The organism is Paenibacillus sp. tmac-D7 (assembly GCF_006519665.1).
Classification (GTDB): domain Bacteria; phylum Bacillota; class Bacilli; order Paenibacillales; family NBRC-103111; genus Paenibacillus_G; species Paenibacillus_G validus.
The window spans coordinates 55,396-77,236 of sequence record NZ_VIDW01000018.1; the positions used below are offsets into that span (position 1 = coordinate 55,396).

Annotated in this window: 18 protein-coding genes; 17 read left to right on the forward strand and 1 reads right to left on the reverse strand. The window is 49.0% G+C overall.

The genetic code is table 11. From position 1 onward, the window contains the following. The first annotated feature begins 110 nt into the window (after positions 1–110). From FKP33_RS14260 to FKP33_RS14290, 7 genes are all read left to right on the forward strand, one after another. Entirely contained in the window at positions 111–887 is a 777-nt protein-coding gene (locus tag FKP33_RS14260) for a hypothetical protein (RefSeq protein ID WP_141335527.1), read from the forward strand. Continuing rightward, positions 884–1,525, forward strand: a complete 642-nt coding sequence (locus FKP33_RS14265; protein ID WP_054796611.1) for an S-layer homology domain-containing protein — start codon at positions 884–886, stop codon at positions 1,523–1,525. The genes FKP33_RS14260 and FKP33_RS14265 overlap by 4 nt, the downstream gene beginning before the upstream one ends. Before the next feature lie 172 nt (positions 1,526–1,697). Further along, positions 1,698–2,375, forward strand: a complete 678-nt coding sequence (locus tag FKP33_RS14270) for a response regulator transcription factor (RefSeq protein ID WP_141335528.1) — start codon at positions 1,698–1,700, stop codon at positions 2,373–2,375. Further along, positions 2,372–3,793, forward strand: coding sequence for a sensor histidine kinase (locus FKP33_RS14275; RefSeq protein WP_141335529.1), 1,422 nt, complete (start codon positions 2,372–2,374; stop codon positions 3,791–3,793). Before FKP33_RS14270 ends, FKP33_RS14275 begins: the two co-directional genes overlap by 4 nt. Before the next feature lie 123 nt (positions 3,794–3,916). Continuing rightward, positions 3,917–5,020 carry a Fe(3+) ABC transporter substrate-binding protein gene (locus tag FKP33_RS14280; protein WP_141335530.1) on the forward strand — a complete coding sequence of 368 codons (1,104 nt, stop codon included), beginning with the start codon at positions 3,917–3,919 and terminating at the stop codon, positions 5,018–5,020. A 2-nt stretch (positions 5,021–5,022) separates the two neighbouring features. Continuing rightward, complete coding sequence (locus FKP33_RS14285; RefSeq protein WP_141335531.1) at positions 5,023–6,675, forward strand: ABC transporter permease; 1,653 nt, start codon at positions 5,023–5,025, stop codon at positions 6,673–6,675. Continuing rightward, a complete protein-coding gene (locus FKP33_RS14290) occupies positions 6,672–7,331 on the forward strand; it encodes an ABC transporter ATP-binding protein (RefSeq protein ID WP_141335532.1) in 660 nt (219 codons plus the stop codon). The genes FKP33_RS14285 and FKP33_RS14290 overlap by 4 nt, the downstream gene beginning before the upstream one ends. A gap of 124 nt (positions 7,332–7,455) precedes the next feature. Here FKP33_RS14290 and FKP33_RS14295 read toward each other — a convergent pair whose 3' ends face one another. Continuing rightward, positions 7,456–8,061, reverse strand: coding sequence for a TetR/AcrR family transcriptional regulator (locus FKP33_RS14295; protein WP_141335533.1), 606 nt, complete (start codon positions 8,059–8,061; stop codon positions 7,456–7,458). A gap of 183 nt (positions 8,062–8,244) precedes the next feature. On the opposite strand from FKP33_RS14295, the gene cyoE reads away from it, so the two are divergent. The 10 genes from cyoE to FKP33_RS14345 all read left to right on the forward strand — a co-directional run bounded on the left by cyoE (position 8,245) and on the right by FKP33_RS14345 (position 21,839). Beyond that, complete coding sequence (cyoE, locus tag FKP33_RS14300; RefSeq protein ID WP_141335534.1) at positions 8,245–9,162, forward strand: heme o synthase; 918 nt, start codon at positions 8,245–8,247, stop codon at positions 9,160–9,162. 112 nt (positions 9,163–9,274) lie between these two features. Continuing rightward, positions 9,275–9,808, forward strand: coding sequence for an RDD family protein (locus FKP33_RS14305; protein WP_141335535.1), 534 nt, complete (start codon positions 9,275–9,277; stop codon positions 9,806–9,808). A gap of 235 nt (positions 9,809–10,043) precedes the next feature. Next, complete coding sequence (locus FKP33_RS14310; protein ID WP_141335536.1) at positions 10,044–11,846, forward strand: cache domain-containing sensor histidine kinase; 1,803 nt, start codon at positions 10,044–10,046, stop codon at positions 11,844–11,846. 2 nt (positions 11,847–11,848) lie between these two features. After that, positions 11,849–13,201, forward strand: a complete 1,353-nt coding sequence (locus FKP33_RS14315; protein WP_141335537.1) for an ABC transporter substrate-binding protein — start codon at positions 11,849–11,851, stop codon at positions 13,199–13,201. Beyond that, positions 13,198–13,977 (forward strand): response regulator transcription factor, encoded by a 780-nt coding sequence (locus FKP33_RS14320; RefSeq protein ID WP_127608356.1) that lies wholly within the window; start codon positions 13,198–13,200, stop codon positions 13,975–13,977. The genes FKP33_RS14315 and FKP33_RS14320 overlap by 4 nt, the downstream gene beginning before the upstream one ends. A gap of 136 nt (positions 13,978–14,113) precedes the next feature. Continuing rightward, on the forward strand, positions 14,114–15,457 hold the full coding sequence (locus tag FKP33_RS14325; RefSeq protein WP_141335538.1) for an ABC transporter substrate-binding protein: 1,344 nt from the start codon (positions 14,114–14,116) through the stop codon (positions 15,455–15,457). Between the two features lie 64 nt (positions 15,458–15,521). Continuing rightward, positions 15,522–16,505, forward strand: a complete 984-nt coding sequence (locus FKP33_RS14330; RefSeq protein ID WP_127608358.1) for a carbohydrate ABC transporter permease — start codon at positions 15,522–15,524, stop codon at positions 16,503–16,505. 1 nt (position 16,506) lies between these two features. Continuing rightward, positions 16,507–17,328: a carbohydrate ABC transporter permease gene (locus FKP33_RS14335; protein WP_141335539.1), complete on the forward strand. Its 822-nt coding sequence runs from the start codon at positions 16,507–16,509 to the stop codon at positions 17,326–17,328. Positions 17,329–17,715: 387 nt separating this feature from the next. After that, positions 17,716–20,526, forward strand: coding sequence for a glycoside hydrolase family 3 N-terminal domain-containing protein (locus tag FKP33_RS14340; protein ID WP_181410150.1), 2,811 nt, complete (start codon positions 17,716–17,718; stop codon positions 20,524–20,526). Positions 20,527–20,819: 293 nt separating this feature from the next. Beyond that, a complete protein-coding gene (locus FKP33_RS14345; protein WP_141335541.1) occupies positions 20,820–21,839 on the forward strand; it encodes an S-layer homology domain-containing protein in 1,020 nt (339 codons plus the stop codon). The last annotated feature ends 2 nt before the right edge of the window (positions 21,840–21,841 follow it).

Here is a 21,841-nt window from a genome sequence, read left to right on the forward strand (position 1 = left end):
TTTGGAAAGTCATTCTCAGATGAACTCAAGCGGTTGAAAAAATTATAAAGCATAAATAAATATTTTACAACCGCTTACATTGTGATATTTAACTGCTGCCCAGCGGACAAGTGCTGGGTGTAAAAAGTGGCGCCGTAACGTTTCAGGTTTATCATGACTACCAGCCGTTCAATATTCCGGTTAATGTCGATAAGATGATGCTGACGGATACTTGGCGGATGTATTCCGTCCTGATAACGATTACGGTGATGGGAGAAGAGACGGAATCTCCGCAGCAACCGGAACAACCTGAATTGAAGGCTGTCGCAATCAGAGGTCTTCCGGCATCCATGTATGCGGGCGATACGGTTTCGCTGGCTGTCTATGCCGATTATAGGAATGGCCCCAGCCTGGGCGTCACGGCCTTTGCTGAAGTTACAAGCAGTCATCCGGATACGATAGCTGTGCGGCCGGGCTCCATTGTGGCGTTGGCGGCGGGAACCAGCGTGATCACTGCCGTTTATGGCAACGCCAAGTACGAGGCGGCCATTCAAGTGCTGCCAAACCGTAATAATACCAACACGGATACCGACACCTCAGTCGGTTCAACCCCTTCATCCGTCAATACCGATCCGAAGAAGTATGAACCTTCAGCAGAAGAGCTCAAATCCGCCCAAGGTTCATTCAAGCTTAAGGGCGAACAGCAGCAGCTCGTGCTGCCTGCCAATGTTGATGATTGGCTGGTTTCCAAGTTGCTTGAAGTGCAGGCTTCGGGAATACAGATAACCCTGCCTGCATCGGTGTTGAAAAACGCGGTAAGCCAGTCGAACGGGAATGTGCAGCAAAACGCGCAGACACGAATCCGAGGCTTGCAGGCTTATACCATATTAGCGATAACGGGGACTTGACATTCGTCAGCGGTCGGGTAAAAGACGAATTCGTAGAAGGACAAACATATCATTTTAGCAAATATGGCGTGCTGGAGTTCGAGAAAACGTTCTCCGACGTTCCGAACGATCACTGGGCTGCGCCGGTCATTAAGCAGTTTGCGGCTAAACATATTGTGGAAGGGACAAGCCAGACTCTCTTTTCCCCGGAGCAGCCGGTCACCCGTGCGGAGTTTACGGCACTTCTGGTACGCCTGCTTGGCTTGAATCCCGAGCCTTCGGCATCATTCCGCGATGTGTCGGCCGACAAGTGGTATGCGTCCCCGATCGCCACAGCCTCCCAGGCGGGCCTCGTCCAAGGGGTAGAGCCGGATTTGTTCGCGCCTGACCGGACCATAACCCGTGAGCAAATGGCGGTCCTTCTGGTACGGGCTTATGAACTTCAGACGAAACGGCGAGCAACGGGCAATGCGATCAGCGCCTTCAGCGACTCTAAAGATATGAGTGCGTGGGCGCAAGAAGGAGTTAATGCGGCTTATCAATTCGACCTAATCTCCGGCCGAAGCGAGGGACTGATGGTACCTCAAGGTCAAGCCAACCGTGCCGAAAGCGTGCAAGCCGTTTACAATTTGATGAACAAGCTTCAACTTTTCCCGTAAACATGATTTAGGATATAGAGGATCTTCCAGCATGTCATTGCCGAGGCCCGCATTAGCTGAATCTCAAGCTAATCGGGCCTCATCTGTTAATTCTCATGATTGACGTTGAGAAATATTATCATTTACAATGAAGATCAATAGAGAATATAGATGCGATTAGGGCGGGCGAAGGATGAAACGGATATTGCTAATTGAGGATGAGAAGAATCTATCGCGGTTCCTCGAACTGGAGCTGCGCCATGAAGCGTTCGAGATTGCGCTCGCAGCGGACGGCAAGAGCGGTCTTGAACTGGCAATCCGGGAGAGCTGGGATCTTATTCTGCTCGATCTGATGCTCCCGGCAATGGACGGACTTGAGGTATGCAGGCAGATCAGAGCCGCCAAGAAGGTGCCGATCATCATGATTACGGCCAGAGACAGCGTGACGGATCGCGTATCCGGTCTGGATAACGGCGCTGACGATTATATTCCAAAGCCGTTCGCAATCGAGGAACTGCTTGCGCGCATACGTGTCGTATTCCGCAGGCAGGAGGAGGCGGAGGAACAGCAGCGGCAGCTGCTTGCGTTCCATGATCTTGTTCTCGATGTGGATGCCAGAGTTGTAACCAAGGACTCCAGAACGATTGAGCTGACGAAACGGGAATATGCCTTGCTGGAGACGTTCATGAAAAATCTGAACCGCGTGCTGCCGAGGGAGACGCTGCTTGATATGGTGTGGGGCTTCGATGCGGTAGTCGATACGAATGTCGTTGACGTCTATGTGCGTTATCTCCGCAACAAGATCGATACCGAAGGAGAAGCCAGCTATATCCAGACGGTTCGTGGCATTGGCTATGTGATGCGCAAATGAAGGCGGAACGTTACCGATTTCCTATATGCTATCACGCTCTACCGATCAAATGGAAGCTGACCCTATGGTCAGCTCTCTTGCTGTTCCTGCTGTTCGGAGCTTATAACATCGTCCAATATGTATTCGTCGAGCGGTGGATGATTAAGGAGGAGCAGGCAAGCACACAGCAGGATATGAGGGAAATACTGAATGTGCTGCTGGAGAAGGAGTTTCGCTTCGAGGAGTCTGAGTACTCGCGCATACGCAGCTATCTGGAGAAGGTGAATCAATCTTCCCAGCTTATCCGCGTGTTCGATGAGAAGGGCTTGCCGATCATTGCGGTATCGGATGATTTTCCGAATGAGTGGATAGCGGACAATGACGCTGTACTGAGGGCTAACGATAACCATTCGTTCAGTCTGGATAACATGCTGGTCATGCGAAGCCCGTTTACGATCTTCGAATTCCATGGCACCGTTGAAATCGTGAAGAGCATGGAAGACTTCGAGAAGCTGATCAACGCTTTCCTGCAAGTGATGCTTCTATGCGGACTGGGGGCGGTCATGGTCAGTGCCTTCGGCGGCAGACTGTTGGCGCGCCAACTGCTGCGGCCGCTTCAGGCGATGAACGAAACGATGCGGCGCGTCAAGCAGAATGGGCTTCAAGAGCGGATCCAGCTTACCGGATCGAAGGACGAGATCCATTCGCTGATGAACCTATTCAACGAAATGATGGACCAGGTCGAGCGCTCCTTCGCACAGCAGCGGCAATTTGTCGAGGACGCGTCGCATGAGCTGCGGACACCGATCGCGATATTGGAGGGTCATCTGGCCATGCTGCGGCGCTGGGGCAAGCAGGACCCGGCCGTTCTTGAGGAGTCGCTGGACATCTCCCTTCACGAGCTGGCCCGCTTGAAGGGGTTGGTGCAAGAGCTGCTTCGTCTGTCGAGGGCGGAGCGGTCTGTCAGCGGCGACGAAGCAAGGGAAGCAGACCCGACGCCGATTCTGTCGCGGCTGATCAAGCATGCAGCCGCCCTGTACCCGTCGTTCCGATTCGAAGCGGAGCTCGAAGACTTGGGGGGCATCAGGCTTGCGATTTCCGAACAGCATCTGGAGCAGATTTTTATTATCCTCATGGACAATGCGGTCAAATATTCAGGCGACAGCCGCACCGTTCGAATCCGTGGAGCGGCTTCGGACGGGCAAGCCACCCTTGCGGTGATCGACTGCGGCATCGGGATTTCGGAGGAAAGCTTGCCTTACGTCTGGGACCGCTTCTACCGCGCGGATAAGTCGCGAAGCGGAGAGCAGGGCGGCTATGGGCTCGGTTTGTCCATTGCCAAGCGGCTGGCCGAGGGCTGCGGCGGAACGATTCAAATAGACAGCCGTCTGAATGAAGGTACAACCGTAACGGTTACGTTTCCTGAGAAGATCAAGTGAGTGCGGCTCGAATAGAAAACTTTTTTCGTTTTCACAGCATTTTCTCATTTTCGTTCGTTACAATGAGTTGGTAATGATATTCATTATCACAAATAAACTATCAGAATGAGAGGTCGGACCGAAATGAGAAAGAAATACTTCGTGGGCATGATCGTACTAACGCTAATGATGGCCATAGCGCTGGCAGGCTGCGGCGCTGGAAATACAGGGAATCAAGAAGCGGGCAATGCTCCGGCAAAGGAGGCGCCTGCTAGCACTGAAGCGCCGAAGAAGGAGCAGGTCGTTAATATATTCACGGCACGCCATTACGATATCGACTTCCAAATTTTCGACGAATTCGAGAAGCGGACAGGCATTAAGATCAATGAGATCAAAGGTACGGCCGAGGAGCTGGTGGAGCGCCTGAAACGGGAAGGCGAGAGCTCCGAGGCGGATTTGTTCATCACCGTTGATGGCGGCGTATTAAACTACGCGAAGCAGAACGGCGTACTTCAGCCCGTCCAGTCCGATGTCGTGAATGCCAACGTACCGGCGAATCTTCGCGATAAGGATAATAACTGGATCGGCTATGCTACCCGCGCACGCGTCATTGTTTATGCCAAGGACCGGGTAACGCCGGATCAGTTGTCCACTTACGAGGATCTGACAAACGAGAAATGGAAGGGCAAAGTGCTCGTGCGCTCGTCTTCCAACCTGTACAATCAATCGCTTCTCGCATCGCTGATCGAGCTGAATGGCGAAGAGCAAGCCGAACAGTGGGCGAAGGGGCTGGTGAACAACCTGGCTCAAAAACCGGATGGAGGAGACCGCGACCAAGCGAAGGCGATCGCCGCCAAGGTTGGCGACGTGGCCATCATGAATACGTATTATGTTGGACAGATGCTGCATTCGAAGGAAGCGGAGGAGGTCAAGGTAGCCGAGCAGATCGGCGTCTTCTTCCCGAACCAGAACACGACCGGCACGCATCTTAACATTAGCGGCGTCGGACTGACTGCGCATGCGAAGAACAAGGAGAACGCCGTCAAACTGATCGAGTATCTGACAAGCAAGGAGACACAGACGACGCTTGCAGCCGGAAGCTTCGAATTCCCGGTCAATGTCGAAGCCGAGAAGCCGGCGCTGCTGAAGGAGTGGGGCGAATTCAAGGTGCAGCAGCTCGACTTCTCGAAGCTGGGCGAGCATAACAAGAAGGCTATAGAGATCATGAACAAGGTGAACTGGAAATAAATATGATGGCTTCCACCTTGTTGAGGGACTTGAAACGAAAGTTGAATGGATGGGTAATCCTTAGTGGAATTGGGGCCATGGCGGCCCTTCTTCCGTCTTTTTATATTCTGATCGGCCTATTCCGCAAGCCGAATGAGAATTGGCAGCATATCAGGGAGTATATGCTTGTCGATTACGCGCTGGAGTCGCTGCGGCTCGTGGGCGGCACGGTTGCGTTTGCCGTCATGATCGGCGTTGCGCTAGCCTGGCTCGTAGCGGCATACGATTTCCCGCTGCGGCGCTTTTTTGCCTGGACATTCGTACTGCCTCTGGCTATGCCTCCGTATATCGCGGCCTACACGTACGGCTCCATGCTCAGTTATACGGGCAGCGTGCAGACCTTTATGCGCAATAAGCTTGGATGGACCGTCAATCAGAGTTACTTCGATATCATGTCCATGAAGGGCGCTATTTTTATTTTCACCCTGTTCTTGTTCCCGTACATCTATCTGATTACGAAGTCGTTCCTCGAGAAGCAGAGCGCCGCCTTCATTGACAATGCAAGACTGCTGGGGAAGGGGCCCGTCTATATTTTCCTTCGAGTGGTGCTGCCGCTGTCGCAAGGGGCGATCGTCGGGGGGGCAAGCCTGGTTGCCTTCGAGGTGCTGAACGATTACGGCGTGTCCAAGCACTTCGGCATTCAATCATTCTCGACCGCCATTTTCAAGACTTGGTTCGGCATGAGCGACATCGATTCGGCGCTGCGTTTGTCCGCCTTGCTCATGATGGTCATCATAGGGCTGTTCGTCATCGAACGCCTGCTACGCGGACGGAAGAAATACCATTCGACCGTCAGCCGTTCGACCCCGCTGCGCCGGAGGAAGCTGCGCGGTATTCAGGCTGCCGCAGCCGTCGTCTTCAGTACGATCGTGCTTTCATTGTCATTCATCATTCCGGTACTCCAGATGATCGTCTGGGCCGGGTGGACGTACCATGACGTGCTGGACATGAGGTTCGCAGGCATGCTGAATAATTCGCTCGTCCTATCAGGTGTCTCGATCGCGCTTATTATGCTTCTGGCCGTCATCGTGGCGAATGTGAACCGCTACGGGCGAACCTTCTTCTCAAGGATGATGAGCCGTGTAATTGCGATGGGTTATTCCATCCCGGGAGCGGTCCTGTCCATCGGCGTGCTCGCCGTATTCCTGTCGCTTGACCGGCAGCTTGCCGGCGTCTATGAGCAGCTAGGCCTGGGAGCGGGCAAGCTCGTGCTGAGCATGTCGCTTGTTATGCTTGTATTTGCGTATACCGTTCGTTTTCTGGCGGTGGGTTATAATGCGGTAGAGGCTGGTTTTGACAAAATCGGCAATCGATACAGCGAGGCGTCGCGCATGCTCGGTCTCGGAATGACGCGCACGTTCTTCAAGGTAGACCTGCCGATGATACGCGGATCGGTGTTGGCCGGGCTAGTGCTTGTGTTCATGGAGATCGTGAAGGAGCTTCCGCTGACGCTGCTGCTCAGGCCATTCAACTTCGATACGCTGGCGACCAAGGCCTATCAATATGCGAGCGATGAGCAGATCCATCAGGCATCCGTGCCTTCGCTCATGATTATCGCGGTCGGGATTTTGTCCGTCGTATTCTATCATTGGTTAGGGGAGAGGAATGCGAGATGAGCTTCATAGAGCTTCAGGATATATCGTATCATTATTCGAAGGCCGGCGGGAGCGTGCTGAGCGGCTTTTCGCTTCAATTAAAGCAAGGGGAGATTGTGGGAATATTGGGACAGAGCGGCTGCGGCAAGAGCACGCTGCTTCGGTTGATCGCCGGCCTTGAGCAGCCGAGCTCGGGGCATATCACCATTAACGGCGTGACAATGGTTTCTCCGAATGTATTCGTGCAGCCGGAGGCGCGCGGCGTCGGCATGGTGTTCCAGGATTATGCCTTGTTCCCGCACCTGACGGTCGCGCAGAACATCCTGTTCGGCCTGCATCGGCTGCCGAGCTCGGAGCGTGCGGCGCGATTGGCGGATATGCTGGAGCTTGTCCAGCTGAGCGGCTTCGCCAAGCGGTATCCGAATGAGCTGAGCGGCGGCCAGCAGCAGCGCGTCGCTTTCGCGAGGGCACTCGCGCCGCGGCCGCAGCTGCTGCTCATGGATGAGCCATTCAGCAGCCTGGATGCGGATCTGAAGAGCCAGATCCGAGGGGAGCTGCAAGCGCTGCTCCGGGCGGCAGGCATTACCTCGATCCTTGTCACCCATGACCGGGAAGATGCCGATGCGATCTGCGATCGGATTGTCGAGATGGAAGCCAGACAGCTGGTGTTCCAATAAACGTAAGGGGGCTTTCCCATAAGGTCATAAATAGACCTTCCGGGAAAGGCCCTCTTTTTTATGAAGCATTTTAAAGGATGCGGTGAGAAGGCATACCAAGCGGCCAATATCCGGCAGACTCGAACTAACGTGGGGACAGGAGCATATTTTGTAGTGCTTTTCCATATAGATGAAGGGGCACACGGTCTTCACTAATATAATAAAAGATAGCTAAACCATTTTCTAACGAAAGAATAGTCCATGCCATTTCATTCGTAGACAGAGTAGACTCATGATTCTCTTTCGACATCAATTTCTCAATGGCCTTGGAAATTTGTTCTACCGATTCTGTTATCATGGTAGACCATTTATGGCGTACCGATTCTTCACGCATCGCATAAAGAAGAAATTCCATGTTCAGCATGCTCCATGTTCGATTTTCCTGCCTAACGGAAAGGAAATATTCATCCATTGTTTCGATAAAATGTGAAAGTGAATGCTGTTGGTCTATGACTTGATGGATGTTCTCCACATGTAATAGCATTTGTTGTTCCAATATGGCTAGAAAGAGATCTTCTTTGGAATTAAAATGAGCATAAACCGCCCCTTTGCTAAATCCGGCATATTCTGCAATTTTATCAACAGAAGCTCCGTGAAAGCCTAATTGAGCAAAGGTCTCAACAGCTGATTCTAAAAGTAATTGCCGTGTTTCCTTTTTTCGCTCCTCTTGGGTTAATCTTCGTCTGGCCATTCTTCTTCTCCCCTCTCGCTTGACAATCATACCATGCAGCATTAACATACCATATAGTATATAAATTCCGAAAGGTATGCAAATTATCATTTATCATTATGGTGGAAGTAACCATCAACAATGTCATTCTGGATTGACGTACGATCATTATAGATAATCCAGTAAAAGGGGAAGAGGGTCATCATGAGAAGGGAAGAAAGCCTTACTACGCAGAAACAGTCTTTGTCAAAAATTTTGGCACAAACGATTAAAACAGGAATTATTAAATCAAACCTGATTCCGATGTTTGCCGGATTAACCTTGGCATTATATACCTATCAAATCAGTCCTATTGAGAAATTTCCGGAAATGTTATTTGCTTTGATTGGTTCGATTTTAGTCATGGGTGCAGCCGGAGCTTTTAATAACCTATATGACCGAGATATAGATTCTATTATGGAGAGAACTAAAAACAGACCGACTGTAACAGGAGAAATAAAGCCTAAAGCGGTATTAGGGCTTGGTATCTTCATGTCTATTCTCGGCATAGCAACTCTTGCATTAACAACTCCCCTGGCAGCATTCCTAGGGTTTCTGGGTTTGTTTTTTTATATGGTCCCCTATACGATGTGGAGTAAAAGAAGAACCATTTATAATACGGAGATTGGAAGTATTTCTGGAGCAATGCCGCCTCTTATAGGATGGGCTGCTATTTATCCGGACATAACACATCCAGCCATTCTTGGTCTGTTTGCGATTACAGTTATTTGGCAAATGCCGCATTTCTATGCTATAGCTATCCGGAAGCACGATGAGTATAAGGCTGCGAAGGTTCCTATGCTTCCAGTAGTCAAAGGTGTTAAAAGAACCTATATACAAACTAATATTTATTTAATTGTTTTAATTGCAATAAGTTTTCTTTTTGGGTCTTTAAGCCTTGGTCTTATGTTAGTCGCGCTTCTTTTAAGTGTTCTATGGCTTATTTTAAGTATTTTCGGTTATAAAAAGATGGATTCAGAGAAATGGGCAAAATCAATGTTTGTTTATTCCCTGCTTCATATGACGATCTTGTTTTCAACTGTAATTATCTATTCTCTGATGGGAATTTTTTTAAATTTATGACTCTCTGTTACATCTCACTGTTGTTTTGACAACTAACGTGCAGGATAATTGGTTATAAAATCCGAATACTTAACTTTGTTATGTTCTTATGGGCGTCAGGAGGGCTGGATTTATGCAAAGTTATGGTAATCTAAAAAGCGTATCGTTTGGCACCCGAATCATTTCTTTTTTGTGGGATTATATTATTATATTAGGTTACATCATCCTGTTGATCGGAGTATTTTATATTGCAAAACCTATACTGATTCCACTGTTTACAGCAAGTGCTTTGTCCGCGGAGATCACTGGTTTTTTATTAATTACGCTTCCTGTTTATCTTTATTTTGCTTTATGTGAGGGGTCGAAATCGCACGCGACATGGGGAAAGCAAAGAATGGGGATCGTGGTGGTTGACGTGCACGGTCAACCATGCGGTCTTGGCCGCTCTCTTTTCCGTTCTGCCCTTAAATTCATCCCTTGGGAGCTGTCCCATTTCACCATATGGCACATGGTCATTCCGTCAGGGTATCCCGATTATATAATTTATATTTTATTGGCCACGGTCTACGGATGGGTATTCATTTACTTGCTATGCGCCTTTATCAGCAAAAATAAACAAACTCTTTATGATTTTATTGCGGGAACCGTTGTAAGATATAAGGATTAAGCGTTCATTGAGCTCCATCCTTAGAAGGAGTTAAACCACCTTTTTAATGGGTGGTTTTTCTTATATCCGAAAATCTACAATCAAGTTGAACAGAGCCAAATTTATAAAAATTAAAACAATGACGATTGATTAAGTTTTTATATATTGCAAGAAACTCCTTCTCTCGCAACTCGTTTCGACAAACATTTCATTCCATATATGTTAATTTAAACCTAATGCGGATATCTAAGAAAGGGTGGGTGCTTTCATTTCCTTCAGCAAACCGATTTCCATTCGGACTATTTTGCTGTCCGTCTTTCTTCTGCTCATGATTTTTCCTCTGGTGGTCATCACGTATATTACCTACAAGAAGGAAAATGAAATCTTTCAAAAGCAGATGAGCCAATATTTGCTGCAAACCGTTGAACAGACTCATCGGGCTCTGGACGCCAATCTATCAGAAATCGACCGGCTCACATGGACTTTACTATATGAGCAGTCGCTTGATTTTTTAAAGGGTCCGTTAGATTCTCCATACCGGTTGTTTGATGCCAATCAAAGGTTTAAAGAATTGGTTTATTCCAACTTGTTTCGCGGCAGGCTGGAGTACATACGCGCCATCTCTTTTATCACTTCGGATCGTACGGTTCTATCGACGGAGAATTCATTTTATGCCTACGAGCAGGTCGATCATGCGAACTATCAATTTGTCATCGATCAGGTAGAGGACAAGTCCTTAAAAATGAACTGGTTCAGTGAAAAGAGGGCGATATATAGCCCGAAGGACGGCTTCCAAACCCCGGTTCGCGCTTCCGTGACGGCAGCAAGGCGCCTTATTGACAGCAATACGGGGGTGCTTCGCGGGTATCTGTTTGTTCAATTTAACGATTCGTTTATCAGTGAGTATCTCCGTAAGGTTCAAATCGGCTCAACAGGATCATTGTTGGTTTCGGACGCAGCGGGAGATGTTATTTACCAGCAGGATCCCCAGTTGTTTCAGAACAATAAAATAAATGAAGCGATAAGGTCTTTGCCTCTCCAGGGACAAGGGCTGAGGATTGTTGACGGGAAATGGCTGCTTGCCTCCGACATCTCGAAACTCAGCGGATGGAAAATGACGGCAGTTGTTCCTTTAGGAGAATTGATTGGTCCGAATCAAAAAATATTGCAATATCTGCTGATCATTGCCGCTTGCGGAGCCGTTGTCTCCGTCATCGTCTCGATCCTGCTGGCTACCGCGATTTCCAAGCCGGTCATTAATTTGGCCCGCTTAATGTCCATTGCTTCGAAAGACAGTCTTCATGTGCGGGAAACTCAAGGTTCGATTCAGGAAATCAGTATTTTACAATTCAACTTCAATCGTATGATGGACCGGATTCAGGATCTGATTCAGGAGAACGAAAGGCAGCAGAAAGAAAAGCGGGAGGCGCTGCTGCAGGCGCTGCAAATGCAGATTCATCCGCATTTTTTATATAATACGCTCGACATGATTTACTGGATGGCCAAGAAACATAAAGCGGAATCCATAAGCAAGCTGGTAACGGCTTTGGGCAGGTTTTTCCGGTTCACCTTATCTGCGGGACAGGAATGGACAACACTGAGAAAAGAGGTGGAGCACATCGAGAACTATTTGCAAATTCAATCTTTTCGCTACAGGGATAAGCTGCAATATGAGATTCATCTGGAGCCCTCTGTTTCAGAAGTACGTGTAATGCCGCTTATTCTTCAGCCTTTAATTGAAAACGCTTTAGAACATGGTGTATCTAAAAATCCGGCGGGCGGTAAAGTGACGATAAGTGCCCGAAAAATGGAAAACCGGGTTTGTATCTTAATATCCAACACGGGTTCGCCTATCGATCTGGAACATGTGAACCGTTTACTGCAGGACGCTTCCCCAAGCGTGCATGTCGGTCTGCGAAATGTCCAGCAAAGAATCCAGTTGGCATTCGGTCAGAGGTACGGCATACAGCTAACGGAAAGCGAGCAACTCGAAACGCTGGTCAAGATAACCATACCTTATGGTTTGTCTCCGTCAAACCCGTTATTTGAGGAGGCATAGCTTTGAAGCGCTTTAAATACAATGGACTGATGTTTATTGCGTTCGTGCTCCTTCTGATTTGGGCACTGAGCAGTTTGGTTTTGCTGGATCAAGTAACCATCGAGATGGCGAAAGTTCCACCAGAAACCAAAAAAATCAAGGTGCTTATTCGTACGGGGACGGAATCTGCGGCGATGCGTCAGATTTCACAGGCTTTTGAAGCGGAGACGGGTATCCAGGTGGAATATATTGAATTGGGCAGAGATGTGTATTTTACATCGGTTGGTACGCAGCTGCTGGCGGGTACAGATTCGTTTGACATCGTCTCCGTACCGAACACGTCCATTGCCCAATTTGCCTCCGCCCATGCGATTCTTCCACTGGATTCCTTTATCAGGAATCCCCATTTGACGGATTTGCCGTCGTTCGATGTCGATGATTTTCTTTCCGTCTACCGTTACCAGGGAGCGACTTATGCGCTGCCGACGGACATTAGCACCCATTTTCTTTATTATCGCAGTGATTTAATTTCAAGCGTTCCTGAAACCTGGGATGATTTGTTCAAGGAGGCCCGGAAATATACCAAAAGCCATAACCCGGAATCCCCTACGACATGGGGGTTAGCGATGCCTGCCGTTGTACCGGAGGAACGCTCCAAAATATTCGCCTCTCTATTATGGTCGTTTGGCGGAGATATTTTGAAGGAGAACGACGGGGAGGTACTGCTGGATCAACAGGAGTCCATTCAAGCCGGTGAATACCTTGAACAACTGGTGAAAGAGAAGCTCGTGCCGCAGGATATGCTGAGCTGGGATTTTTCCAGAACGCGCGATGCCTTGATTTCAGGGGAAGTGGCCATGGCGGCGCCGTATTGGAATTCCGCATATCCGATGATCAAGCAAGCCGCTAGTCCTTATACAGATTCGATTCAAATCTCTTTAATTCCCGGCACCAAGGACCAGAACGGTAATCTCCGCCGTATCCCGTTTCAGCATGGTTGGACGCTCGCGATCAATGCCAGTTCCACGAATCCGTTGGATGCATGGAAGTTTCTCGAGTTTGCGACCGGTAAACGCGGAGGGATGATCTATGCTCAGCGAGGGGGGATTCCAGCCAGACGTTCCATTTTGAGTGATCCGTCCTTTAAAGTGTCGCGACCCGATTTTTCATTAATTCTGGAGAGCATCGATATTGCGAAAGCAGAACCTTCAATTACTTATTATCCGGCTATGGTTGATATCGAAGATAAGGCGCTGGCCAAAATCGTTACCTTATATGCCAACCCGAGAGAAACCTTTATGGAGGCGGCGCATGAACTTCGTCAGCTTTCCGGGCATATCAAAAAGAATCTGAATAGGACGGAGGGAAATCGATGAGCGCTGCTGCATGCCGGGCTGTTATTATCGATGACGAAGCCTGGATTCGGGAAGGGTTAAGCGAACATATCCATTGGGAGCTTCTCGGTATTGATCTGGTGCAAGTATTTCAGGACGGCTTTGAGGCTGTGAATTATATCGAAGGCCATCCTGTCGACATCCTTGTGTCGGATATACGCATGCCCAATATGACCGGCCTGGAGCTCGTCGCAAGATTACGCCTATTGGAAGATAACCATCGCTTGCCATCGAAAATTCAAGTTATTTTCCTGACCGGCCATGGCGATTTTAAATACGCCCAGGAAGCGATCCGTCTCGGCGCTATGGATTATCTGCTTAAGCCCACGGATGTCGAAGAGATCGAAGCAGTCTTACAGAAAGCCAAGCAGCTGTGCGGCAAAGAAGAGAAGCCTGCCAAGCGGCAGCCCGCACAACCAAAGGCGCCGGAGGAGCCCGTTTCGTACCTGATTAAAAAGGCGCTTCAGATGATGAGCTCAAGATTCACGGAAGATCTCCATCTCACCCAAATTGCTGAAGAGTTGTTTGTCACGTCCAATTATTTAAGCCGGTTATTCCGTCAGGAAACAGGAAAATCGTTCAGCGACTATTTATCGCATATGAGAATTGAAAAAGCCTGTGAGCTGCTAAGCTGTACCAATCTTAAAATTTACCAGGTTGGCGAGGCGGTGGGCTATCCCAATCCCCGATATTTCAGCGAATGGTTTCAAAAGCAGACGGGGATGTCGCCGGGCGACTATCGCGCACGTCATGCATAAAGGAGGGGAATGTCAAATTTTGTGCAAGAAAACAGAATAAAAGATAGATTTACCTCATTCAAAGAGGTTCTCCAATTGAGTAAGATTATTTTGTAAAGCGCTTTCATAAAAAGCAATCTTGAAAGGGGTAGTAACTGTGAAACGAAAATTGTCTCTTACGCTTTCGGCTGTAACCCTGGCGGGCACGCTCTTAACGGCTTGCGGCGCAGACACTGACGCCAACACGACTGAGGTAAAAGAAAGCCCGGCTCCGTCAGCGGGGGCAAATACGCCCGCCCCAAAGGCGAATGCGGAAAAAAAACAGGTTGAAATCTTCAGCTGGTGGACGGGAGCAGGTGAAGAAGCGGGACTTCAAGGACTTATAAAGCTGTTTAAAGAAAAGCACCCGGATATCGAGGTCATTAACGCCGCGGTAGCGGGCGGAGCAGGAACAAATGCGAAGGCCGTTCTGGCAAGCCGTATGCAGGGCGGAGATCCTCCATCTTCATTCCAGGTGCATGGCGGTGCGGAGCTGAACACCGGATGGGTTGCCGCGGATAAAGTAAGTCCTTTGAACGATCTGTATGATAGCGAAGGCTGGAAGGCCAAGTTTCCGAAGGACCTGATCGACATGGTCAGCAAGGACGGCAATATTTATTCGGTTCCGGTCAATATTCACCGTGGAAATGTGATATTCTACAACAAGAAAATTTTTGACGATAACGGACTGAAAGCACCAACAACATTTGATGAGTTTTTCAAGGTGGCGGATGCGTTAAAAGCAAAAGGGATTACTCCGCTTGCGCTCGGCGACAAAGAGCCTTGGACGGCAACGATGCTGTTTGAGAATGTACTGCTCGGCGAGTTCGGTCCTGACGATTACAAGAAACTGTGGACCGGCGAAATTCCTTTTGACGATGCACGGGTGAAAAAATCGCTGGAAACCTTTAAAAAGATGCTGACTTACATCAATAAAGATCATGCTGCCCGTAACTGGCAGGATGCCGCCCAACTGGTCGCCAAAGGGGAAGCAGCCATGAACAACATGGGGGACTGGGCCAAAGGGTATTTTACAACGGATCTGAAATTAAAAGCTAATGAAGATTTCGGGTGGGTCGCATCGCCGAATTCAGACGGCAGCTTTATGGTCATAACGGATACTTTTGCACTGCCTAAAGCTTCCAAAGATCAAGCAACTGCCAAAGAATTCTTAAAGGTTCTCGGTTCTGTAGAAGGTCAGGATGTATTCAATCCGTTGAAGGGATCGATTCCGGCTCGTATTGATGCAGATGCATCCAAATACGACATTTATGGTAAAACGACGATTGAAGACTTTAAGAAGAGCAAGCTGACCCCAAGTATGGCACACGGCTCCGCTGCACCGGAAGGCTTTACGACCCAAGCTAATCAAGCCATCAATATTTTCGTAACGCAGGGCGACGTCGAGCAGGCGGCGAAAGCGCTCAAACAGGCACAGGATGCTAACGGTATGAAGAAGTAGGGAAAAATCGACGGGGCCAGATGGCAGACCAGACATCTGGCCCTTTGTCTTGGAGTGTGATCAGATGAACGCTACCCGTTCAACCAGACCATTGAATACCAAACAACCCGTTCCCGCGTCAGGCCGGCGAAGCGTCTGGAAGTCGGAGAAGCTCGTGCCCATCCTCATGCTTCTGCCTTCATTAGCGGCGATCGCCATTTTTGTTTATGGATTTATTGCGTGGACAGGTTTTGTCTCATTCACGGAATGGAACACATTAGTCAAAAATTTTGCTTTTGCGGGCTTTAGCAATTATCAATTCCTGTTTCAGGATTTTCGTTTTCAGTCGGATTTAAGAAACACACTGACATTTACGATTCTTTTCATTGCGGGCGGGATGCTCATCGGACTGTTTCTGGCGATTATGGTTGACCGGAAAATTCGCGGCGAAGCTTTTTTTCGCAATGTGTTTGTGTTTCCGATGGCGCTTTCGTTTGTCGTGACCGGGGTAGTGTGGCAGTGGATTCTAAACCCGACGACAGGAATCAATTTACTTCTCAAGTCACTAGGGATGACGAATGTCCCGTCTTGGTTTGTAAGTACGGAGATTGTTCCCAAAATTCATCTGGGGCAGATTGATTTCGGACTGCCGCTAGCGATTATTGCTGTAGCGATCGCTGCGATCTGGCAAATGTCCGGTTTTGCGATGGCCATGTATCTGGCCGGGTTACGGGGAATCTCTGAAGACCTGCGGGAAGCGGCACGGGTGGATGGAGCGACGGAATGGCAGGTGCTGTTGAAGGTCATATTGCCGCAATTGAAGCCCATTACGATGAGCTTGATTATTATTTTAGCGCATATTTCGTTGAAAATTTTCGATTTGGTCTATGCGATGACAGGACCAGGCGCCATGTTTGTGACGGATGTTCCCGGTGTCTATATGTTTGAAACGACCTTCCGCGGCAATCATTATGCCCAAGGTGCGGGTATCGCCATGATTATGCTGCTTCTTGTCTCCTTACTTATTGTTCCTTACTTGATTTTCAACATGCGCAAGGGGGAAGAGTAACATGTCGCTGGAGCGCTTCAACCGTTCGCTGTTGTATGGGGTACTGATCGTACTTGCGATCTTATATCTGGTTCCGATTTATGTCATGCTGATCACCAGTGTGAAGGGCTTGCAAGAAATTACGTTAGATCAAATGTGGGCGCTGCCGAAGCATTTTAACTTGGGCGGTTATCAGGAGGCTTTTAAGAAGCTGATCCCCAATTTGGCGAACAGCTTCTTGCTTGCCATCCCGGCTACGCTGCTATCGGCCCTGCTCGGATCGCTCAATGGGTATATTTTATCCAAATGGAAGTTTAAAGGCGCGGACGTCCTGTTTACGCTGATGCTGTTCGGGATGTTCATTCCGTACCAAAGCATACTTATTCCATTGATACAATTTTTGCAAATGATCAAGCTGTACAATTCGATTCCCGGATTAATACTCGTTCATGTTGTGTACGGCCTGCCTATTTGTACCTTGATGTTCCGCAATTTTTATGTCGGCGTTCCCAATGAAGTGCTTGAATCGGCCAAAATCGATGGAAACGGCTTCTTCGGTATTTATCGGTATATGATGATTCCCTTATCGTTAACCGGATTTGTGGTCGTAGGTATTTGGCAGTTCACCAGCGTCTGGAACGAATTCTTGTTTGCCGTTACGCTCACGACACAGAAGCAGCAGCCCATCATGGTCGCCCTTCAAAACCTGTCCGGAAGTCAGATTGTGCAGTGGAACGTGCAGATGGCCGGAGCTATTTTGGCCGCACTCCCTACACTGCTGGTTTATATGTTCCTGAGCCGGTATTTTATCAGGGGGCTGCTTGCAGGTTCAATCAAGGGATAAAGGTTATCCGTAAGTTGAAAAAAATGGCCAGGGTTGTCCCGCAAGTCATCATTCATGACAAGGGACAACCCTTTCGTTTTCAATAAATCCATCCCATGATATCAGGTATGAAAAGGATGTTTAAACGGAAGAAAAGATAGTTTTACCTCATAGTTAAAGCGAGCCCGCTTATGTAAGATATTTAAAAGGAAGCGCTTACAGACCTGGCATAAAACCTCTGTACGTGGTCTTCTATCGTTGAAGTGACCCCGATGGAGGTTTTTCTCACGGTAGAAATGCTGCTATTCAAGGAGGCGTTTATGAATTGAATCGTTGCATTGGCGGATGTCGTAGTCCACCGAAATTTACAGGAGAGTGCCTTAGTAAACTATGAGGAGGTTAGGGTACGTGAAAAAATGGAAACGTAAATTTGCCGTTAATTTAACTTTATCTACAATGCTTTTTGGCGCTGTTTTCAGCAATCTGGCCGGTATAGCTTTGGCGGAAGAGGCAGTTCCGGTTTATAAGGACCCGGCCCGGCCGATCGAAGAGCGGGTTAGTGATTTGATTGGCACCATGACACTTGATGAAAAAATCGGCCAGATGGTTCAAGCGGAACGTGCTTCGTTAGGCACGATCTCAGACGTAAAAACCTACTTCATCGGCTCCATACTGAGCGGAGGCGGCTCCGTACCCGCAGGGAACACGCCTGCTGCATGGAACACGATGTATGATAATTTTCAAAATCAAGCCTTGGGAACCCGCCTTGGCATTCCGGTTATTTACGGCGTGGATGCCGTTCATGGCCATAACAATCTGCTAAATGCTACGATGTTCCCGCATAATGTCGGCTTGGGTGCAGCGAACGACGCTGATCTGGTAAGGAGAATCGGGGCGGCTACAGCTGCTGAAGTTCGGGCAACCGGAGTGACCTGGACCTTTGCCCCCGTTATTTCCGCCGTACAGAATATTCGCTGGGGCAGAACGTACGAGGGCTTCAGCGAAGACCCGCAAATCGTCGCTAAGCTTGGTGCTGCTGCGGTGGAGGGCTTGCAGGGCGATCCTGCAGATTCCGGATTTTTGCAAGGCAACAAAATTGCCGCCTCCATCAAGCATTATATCGGGGACGGTTTAACGGAGAACGGTAAAGATCAGGGCAACATCACGATACCGGTGCCGGAAGGTAAAACGTTGAATCAGGCAAAAGATGAATATCTGGCTCCCTATATCGAAATGTACAAAAAATCCATTCAGGCGGGCGCACGTACGGTCATGATCACGTACAGCAGCATCAACGGTTTGAAAACGCACGCGGATACTTATTTGATCACAGATGTGTTGAAAGGGCGGCTTGGATTTACCGGCCTGGTTGTTTCCGACTATAACGCCATTCAACAGATTCAAGTGGACGATCAAGGCAACCCCGTAGTCGGTTACAGGAATCAAGTGAAAGCAAGCGTCAATGCGGGAGTCGATATGTTTATGCTCTCCGCCAAAGGCAATACGACAGCCGGGGGCGGACAGGGCAGCGGTTGGATAGGTTTTATCCATAATTTAAAAATTCTTGTCGGCAACGGCGAAGTTTCTATGGACCGAATCAATGATGCCGTATCGAGAATTTTAAGAGTCAAGATCGAGCAAGGGCTGCTGGAGCATCCTTTATCGGACAGTGTGTTGAATCCCGAAAGTGTCATCTACAGCGCGGAGCATGCGGCGCTCGCAAGGGAAGCTGCCAGGAAATCACTGGTGCTCTTGAAGAACGACAATCAAGCCTTGCCGCTTAAGAAAGACGGTTCACAGAAAATACTTGTCGTCGGCGATAAGTCGAACCATATCGGCTATCTGAACGGAGGTTGGACGATTTCATGGCAGGGCGGCGGAAACACAGTCACCAAGGGCGTTAATGTGCTGGATGGATTGAAGCAGGTCGGGGGTCCGAATGTCACCGTCGACTGGCATCAAAACGGGGCCGACGTGCTCGGTTACGATACTGTAATTGCCGTTATCGGCGAAGACCCTTATGCGGAAGGCCAAGGCGACAGAAATACCGCCGCAGCCTTATCGTACGGCACTTTGGGAGGAGCTAGCAGCGATGAAAGTATCGTGGAGAATCTGAAATCAGCCAAAGCCGCCAACCCTAATTTGAAAGTAGTGGTCGTTCTCGTATCCGGAAGGCCGTTACTCCTCACAGACAAAATCAACAGCCATGATTGGGATGCCGTTGTGGAAGCATGGCTGCCTGGATCGGAAGGCGGCACGGGCATCGCCGATGTACTTTACGGGGATTATAACTTCTCAGGAAAGCTGCCTTACACCTGGCCCAAAGCTTTTGATCAGCTGCAGCCGGGGGTAACTCCTGCCGATCCGACACCGTTGTTTCCGAGAGGGTATGGTTTGGCTTATCCATCCGCCGTATTAACCGGTGCGGCGGCTGTCGATGCCGGCCAATCGTTCGATCTGACCTTCGGCCTAACAGGCGTGAACCAAAGCGTCTATGCGCAGGATCTCACATTCACCTATAATCCGGATCAGCTGGAGTTCATCTCTGCGCACTCCGTGAAGGATGGATTCTTGCTCGTCGATAAATCGGCAGCACAGGGCCAAATCCGTATCCTTGGGGCAAATGTGGGGGCGGATTCCGCTAATCTCAACGTCGATTTGCTGAAGCTGAACTATAAAGTCAAGGAGCTGTCCCAGACCACTTCCTCGACGGTAACCTTGGCCAACGTCGTTGTCGCTGACGGGGAAGGTGTAGAAACATCGATAATCGGTGCGTCCCACACGGTACGAATTGCGGCTGCAGATAAAGGGGCTTTGAATGCCTTGATCGCCGACGCCCAAGCCAAGCATGATGCGGCTGTGGAAGGAACAAGAGCCGGGGAGTATCGGGCTGGTTCGAAAGCAGCGCTGCAAGCCGCCATCGATAAAGCCCGAGAAGTAGCCGATAATCCGAATTCCACACAGCAGCAGGTAGAGCAAGCAACGGCTGAGCTGGGTACGGCTTTACAAGTGTTCTATTCATCCGTGATTATGAAACAGCCGGAAGACTTGAACGGAGACGATAAATTCAGTATCGGCGATTTGGGCATCATGGCCTCCTATTACGGCAAATCTTCTGCTGATGCGGATTGGGATCAAGTCAAACACGCAGATATCAACAATGATGGTAAGATCGACATTATCGACCTTGCGGCTGTAGCCAAAATGATTTTCGGATAATGTAATCGAAAGAAGAGAAGAAGATCCAGAGCTTCTCCCGTCAGCTGGTCGGTAAACCCCTGTTTGTTCTTTGGAAGAATCAGGGGTTTACCCACAACAGGATATTTTAATGGAATAAAAGATAGATTTACCGCATAGTTAAAGCTAATTTGTTTAAGTATCATGTGATTTAAAGAAGTGTTCCAGTTCGAACTGGGGAAGGGAGGCCGGATAGGTTTTTGATGGTTCACAATTGAAAACGCTTACTAATAGTGATGATGATTCGAAAAGTGTTGATGAAAGGAAGAACCTGCATGAAACGAAAACTTTTATCCATTCATTTGGCCTTATTGCTGTGCATGCTCCTGATCCCGCTAACCTCATTGGCGGCAGACCCTGCTTCCTTCACGTTAACCATTACGAATGATAAACCCGAGATCGGCCAAGAGGTTCAAGTCACCGTTAAAGGGCAAAATCTTCAGGACTTATACGCTTACGAAGTCAATTTTGCTTATAACGAAGATCAACTGCGTCTTAAAGGGGCTAAAAGCGCCATCGAGGGATTTTCCGTACCCCCCATGTTGAAAAAAAACGTTATCCAATTTGCAGCCACCAAAATCGGCAGCATATCCGGGGAGAGCGGAGATGTCACCTTGTGTACGCTCACGTTTGAAGTTATCGGTGAAGGGAAAGCTGCAGTGGAGCTTACCGATGTGAAGCTCGTTACCAGCCAATTGGTTTCCAATGTTCAAAAAGCGGGCGTACAGACGGCAGCCGAGATCCAAATGAACAAATCGGCGACAGCGTTTAGCGATATTTCCGGCCACTGGGCCAGAGAAGCGATAGAAAAAGCGGCAAAACTCGGATTTGTGAACGGATACGAAGACGGCACCTTCCAACCGCAGGGACTCGTTAACCGATCGGAGTTCGCCGTGATGCTGGCACGAGCCCTTCAATTACCGGAAAACGGCAGTGCGCAGCTATCCTTTGCGGATCTGGACAGCATTCCGCAATGGGCAAGACCAAGCATATCGAAAGCTGTTGCAGCGGGCATTGTGACAGGGTATGAAGACGACACGTTCCGCCCGGAAAACATGATTACCCGTGCTGAAATTACAGCTATGATTGTCAGAGCTTCGGATATTGCAGTGGATACCGCAAAGAAACCGGCATTTGCCGACGTGGATCAAATTCCCGAGTGGGCCGTTCCTTTCGTTGCGGAAGCGAAAGAAGCGGGCTTGATCCAAGGCAGGGAGGGTAACCTTTTTGCACCTAATGATCATGCAACCCGGGCGGAAGCTGTTACTTTGATCTTGTCTATGCTTGCTTTGTAAAA

Bases quoted from the DNA above. Each gene is read 5' to 3' on its own strand.
- FKP33_RS14275 (WP_141335529.1), top strand. From the start codon at position 2,372: ATGAAGGCGGAACGTTACCGATTTCCTATATGCTATCACGCTCTACCG.
- FKP33_RS14335 (WP_141335539.1), top strand. From the start codon at position 16,507: ATGTCGCTGGAGCGCTTCAACCGTTCGCTGTTGTATGGGGTACTGATC.
- FKP33_RS14305 (WP_141335535.1), top strand. From the start codon at position 9,275: ATGCAAAGTTATGGTAATCTAAAAAGCGTATCGTTTGGCACCCGAATC.
- FKP33_RS14295 (WP_141335533.1), bottom strand. From the start codon at position 8,061: ATGGCCAGACGAAGATTAACCCAAGAGGAGCGAAAAAAGGAAACACGG.
- FKP33_RS14330 (WP_127608358.1), top strand. From the start codon at position 15,522: ATGAACGCTACCCGTTCAACCAGACCATTGAATACCAAACAACCCGTT.
- FKP33_RS14345 (WP_141335541.1), top strand. From the start codon at position 20,820: ATGAAACGAAAACTTTTATCCATTCATTTGGCCTTATTGCTGTGCATG.
- FKP33_RS14290 (WP_141335532.1), top strand. From the start codon at position 6,672: ATGAGCTTCATAGAGCTTCAGGATATATCGTATCATTATTCGAAGGCC.
- cyoE (WP_141335534.1), top strand. From the start codon at position 8,245: ATGAGAAGGGAAGAAAGCCTTACTACGCAGAAACAGTCTTTGTCAAAA.
- FKP33_RS14270 (WP_141335528.1), top strand. From the start codon at position 1,698: ATGAAACGGATATTGCTAATTGAGGATGAGAAGAATCTATCGCGGTTC.
- FKP33_RS14285 (WP_141335531.1), top strand. From the start codon at position 5,023: ATGATGGCTTCCACCTTGTTGAGGGACTTGAAACGAAAGTTGAATGGA.
- FKP33_RS14320 (WP_127608356.1), top strand. From the start codon at position 13,198: ATGAGCGCTGCTGCATGCCGGGCTGTTATTATCGATGACGAAGCCTGG.
- FKP33_RS14280 (WP_141335530.1), top strand. From the start codon at position 3,917: ATGAGAAAGAAATACTTCGTGGGCATGATCGTACTAACGCTAATGATG.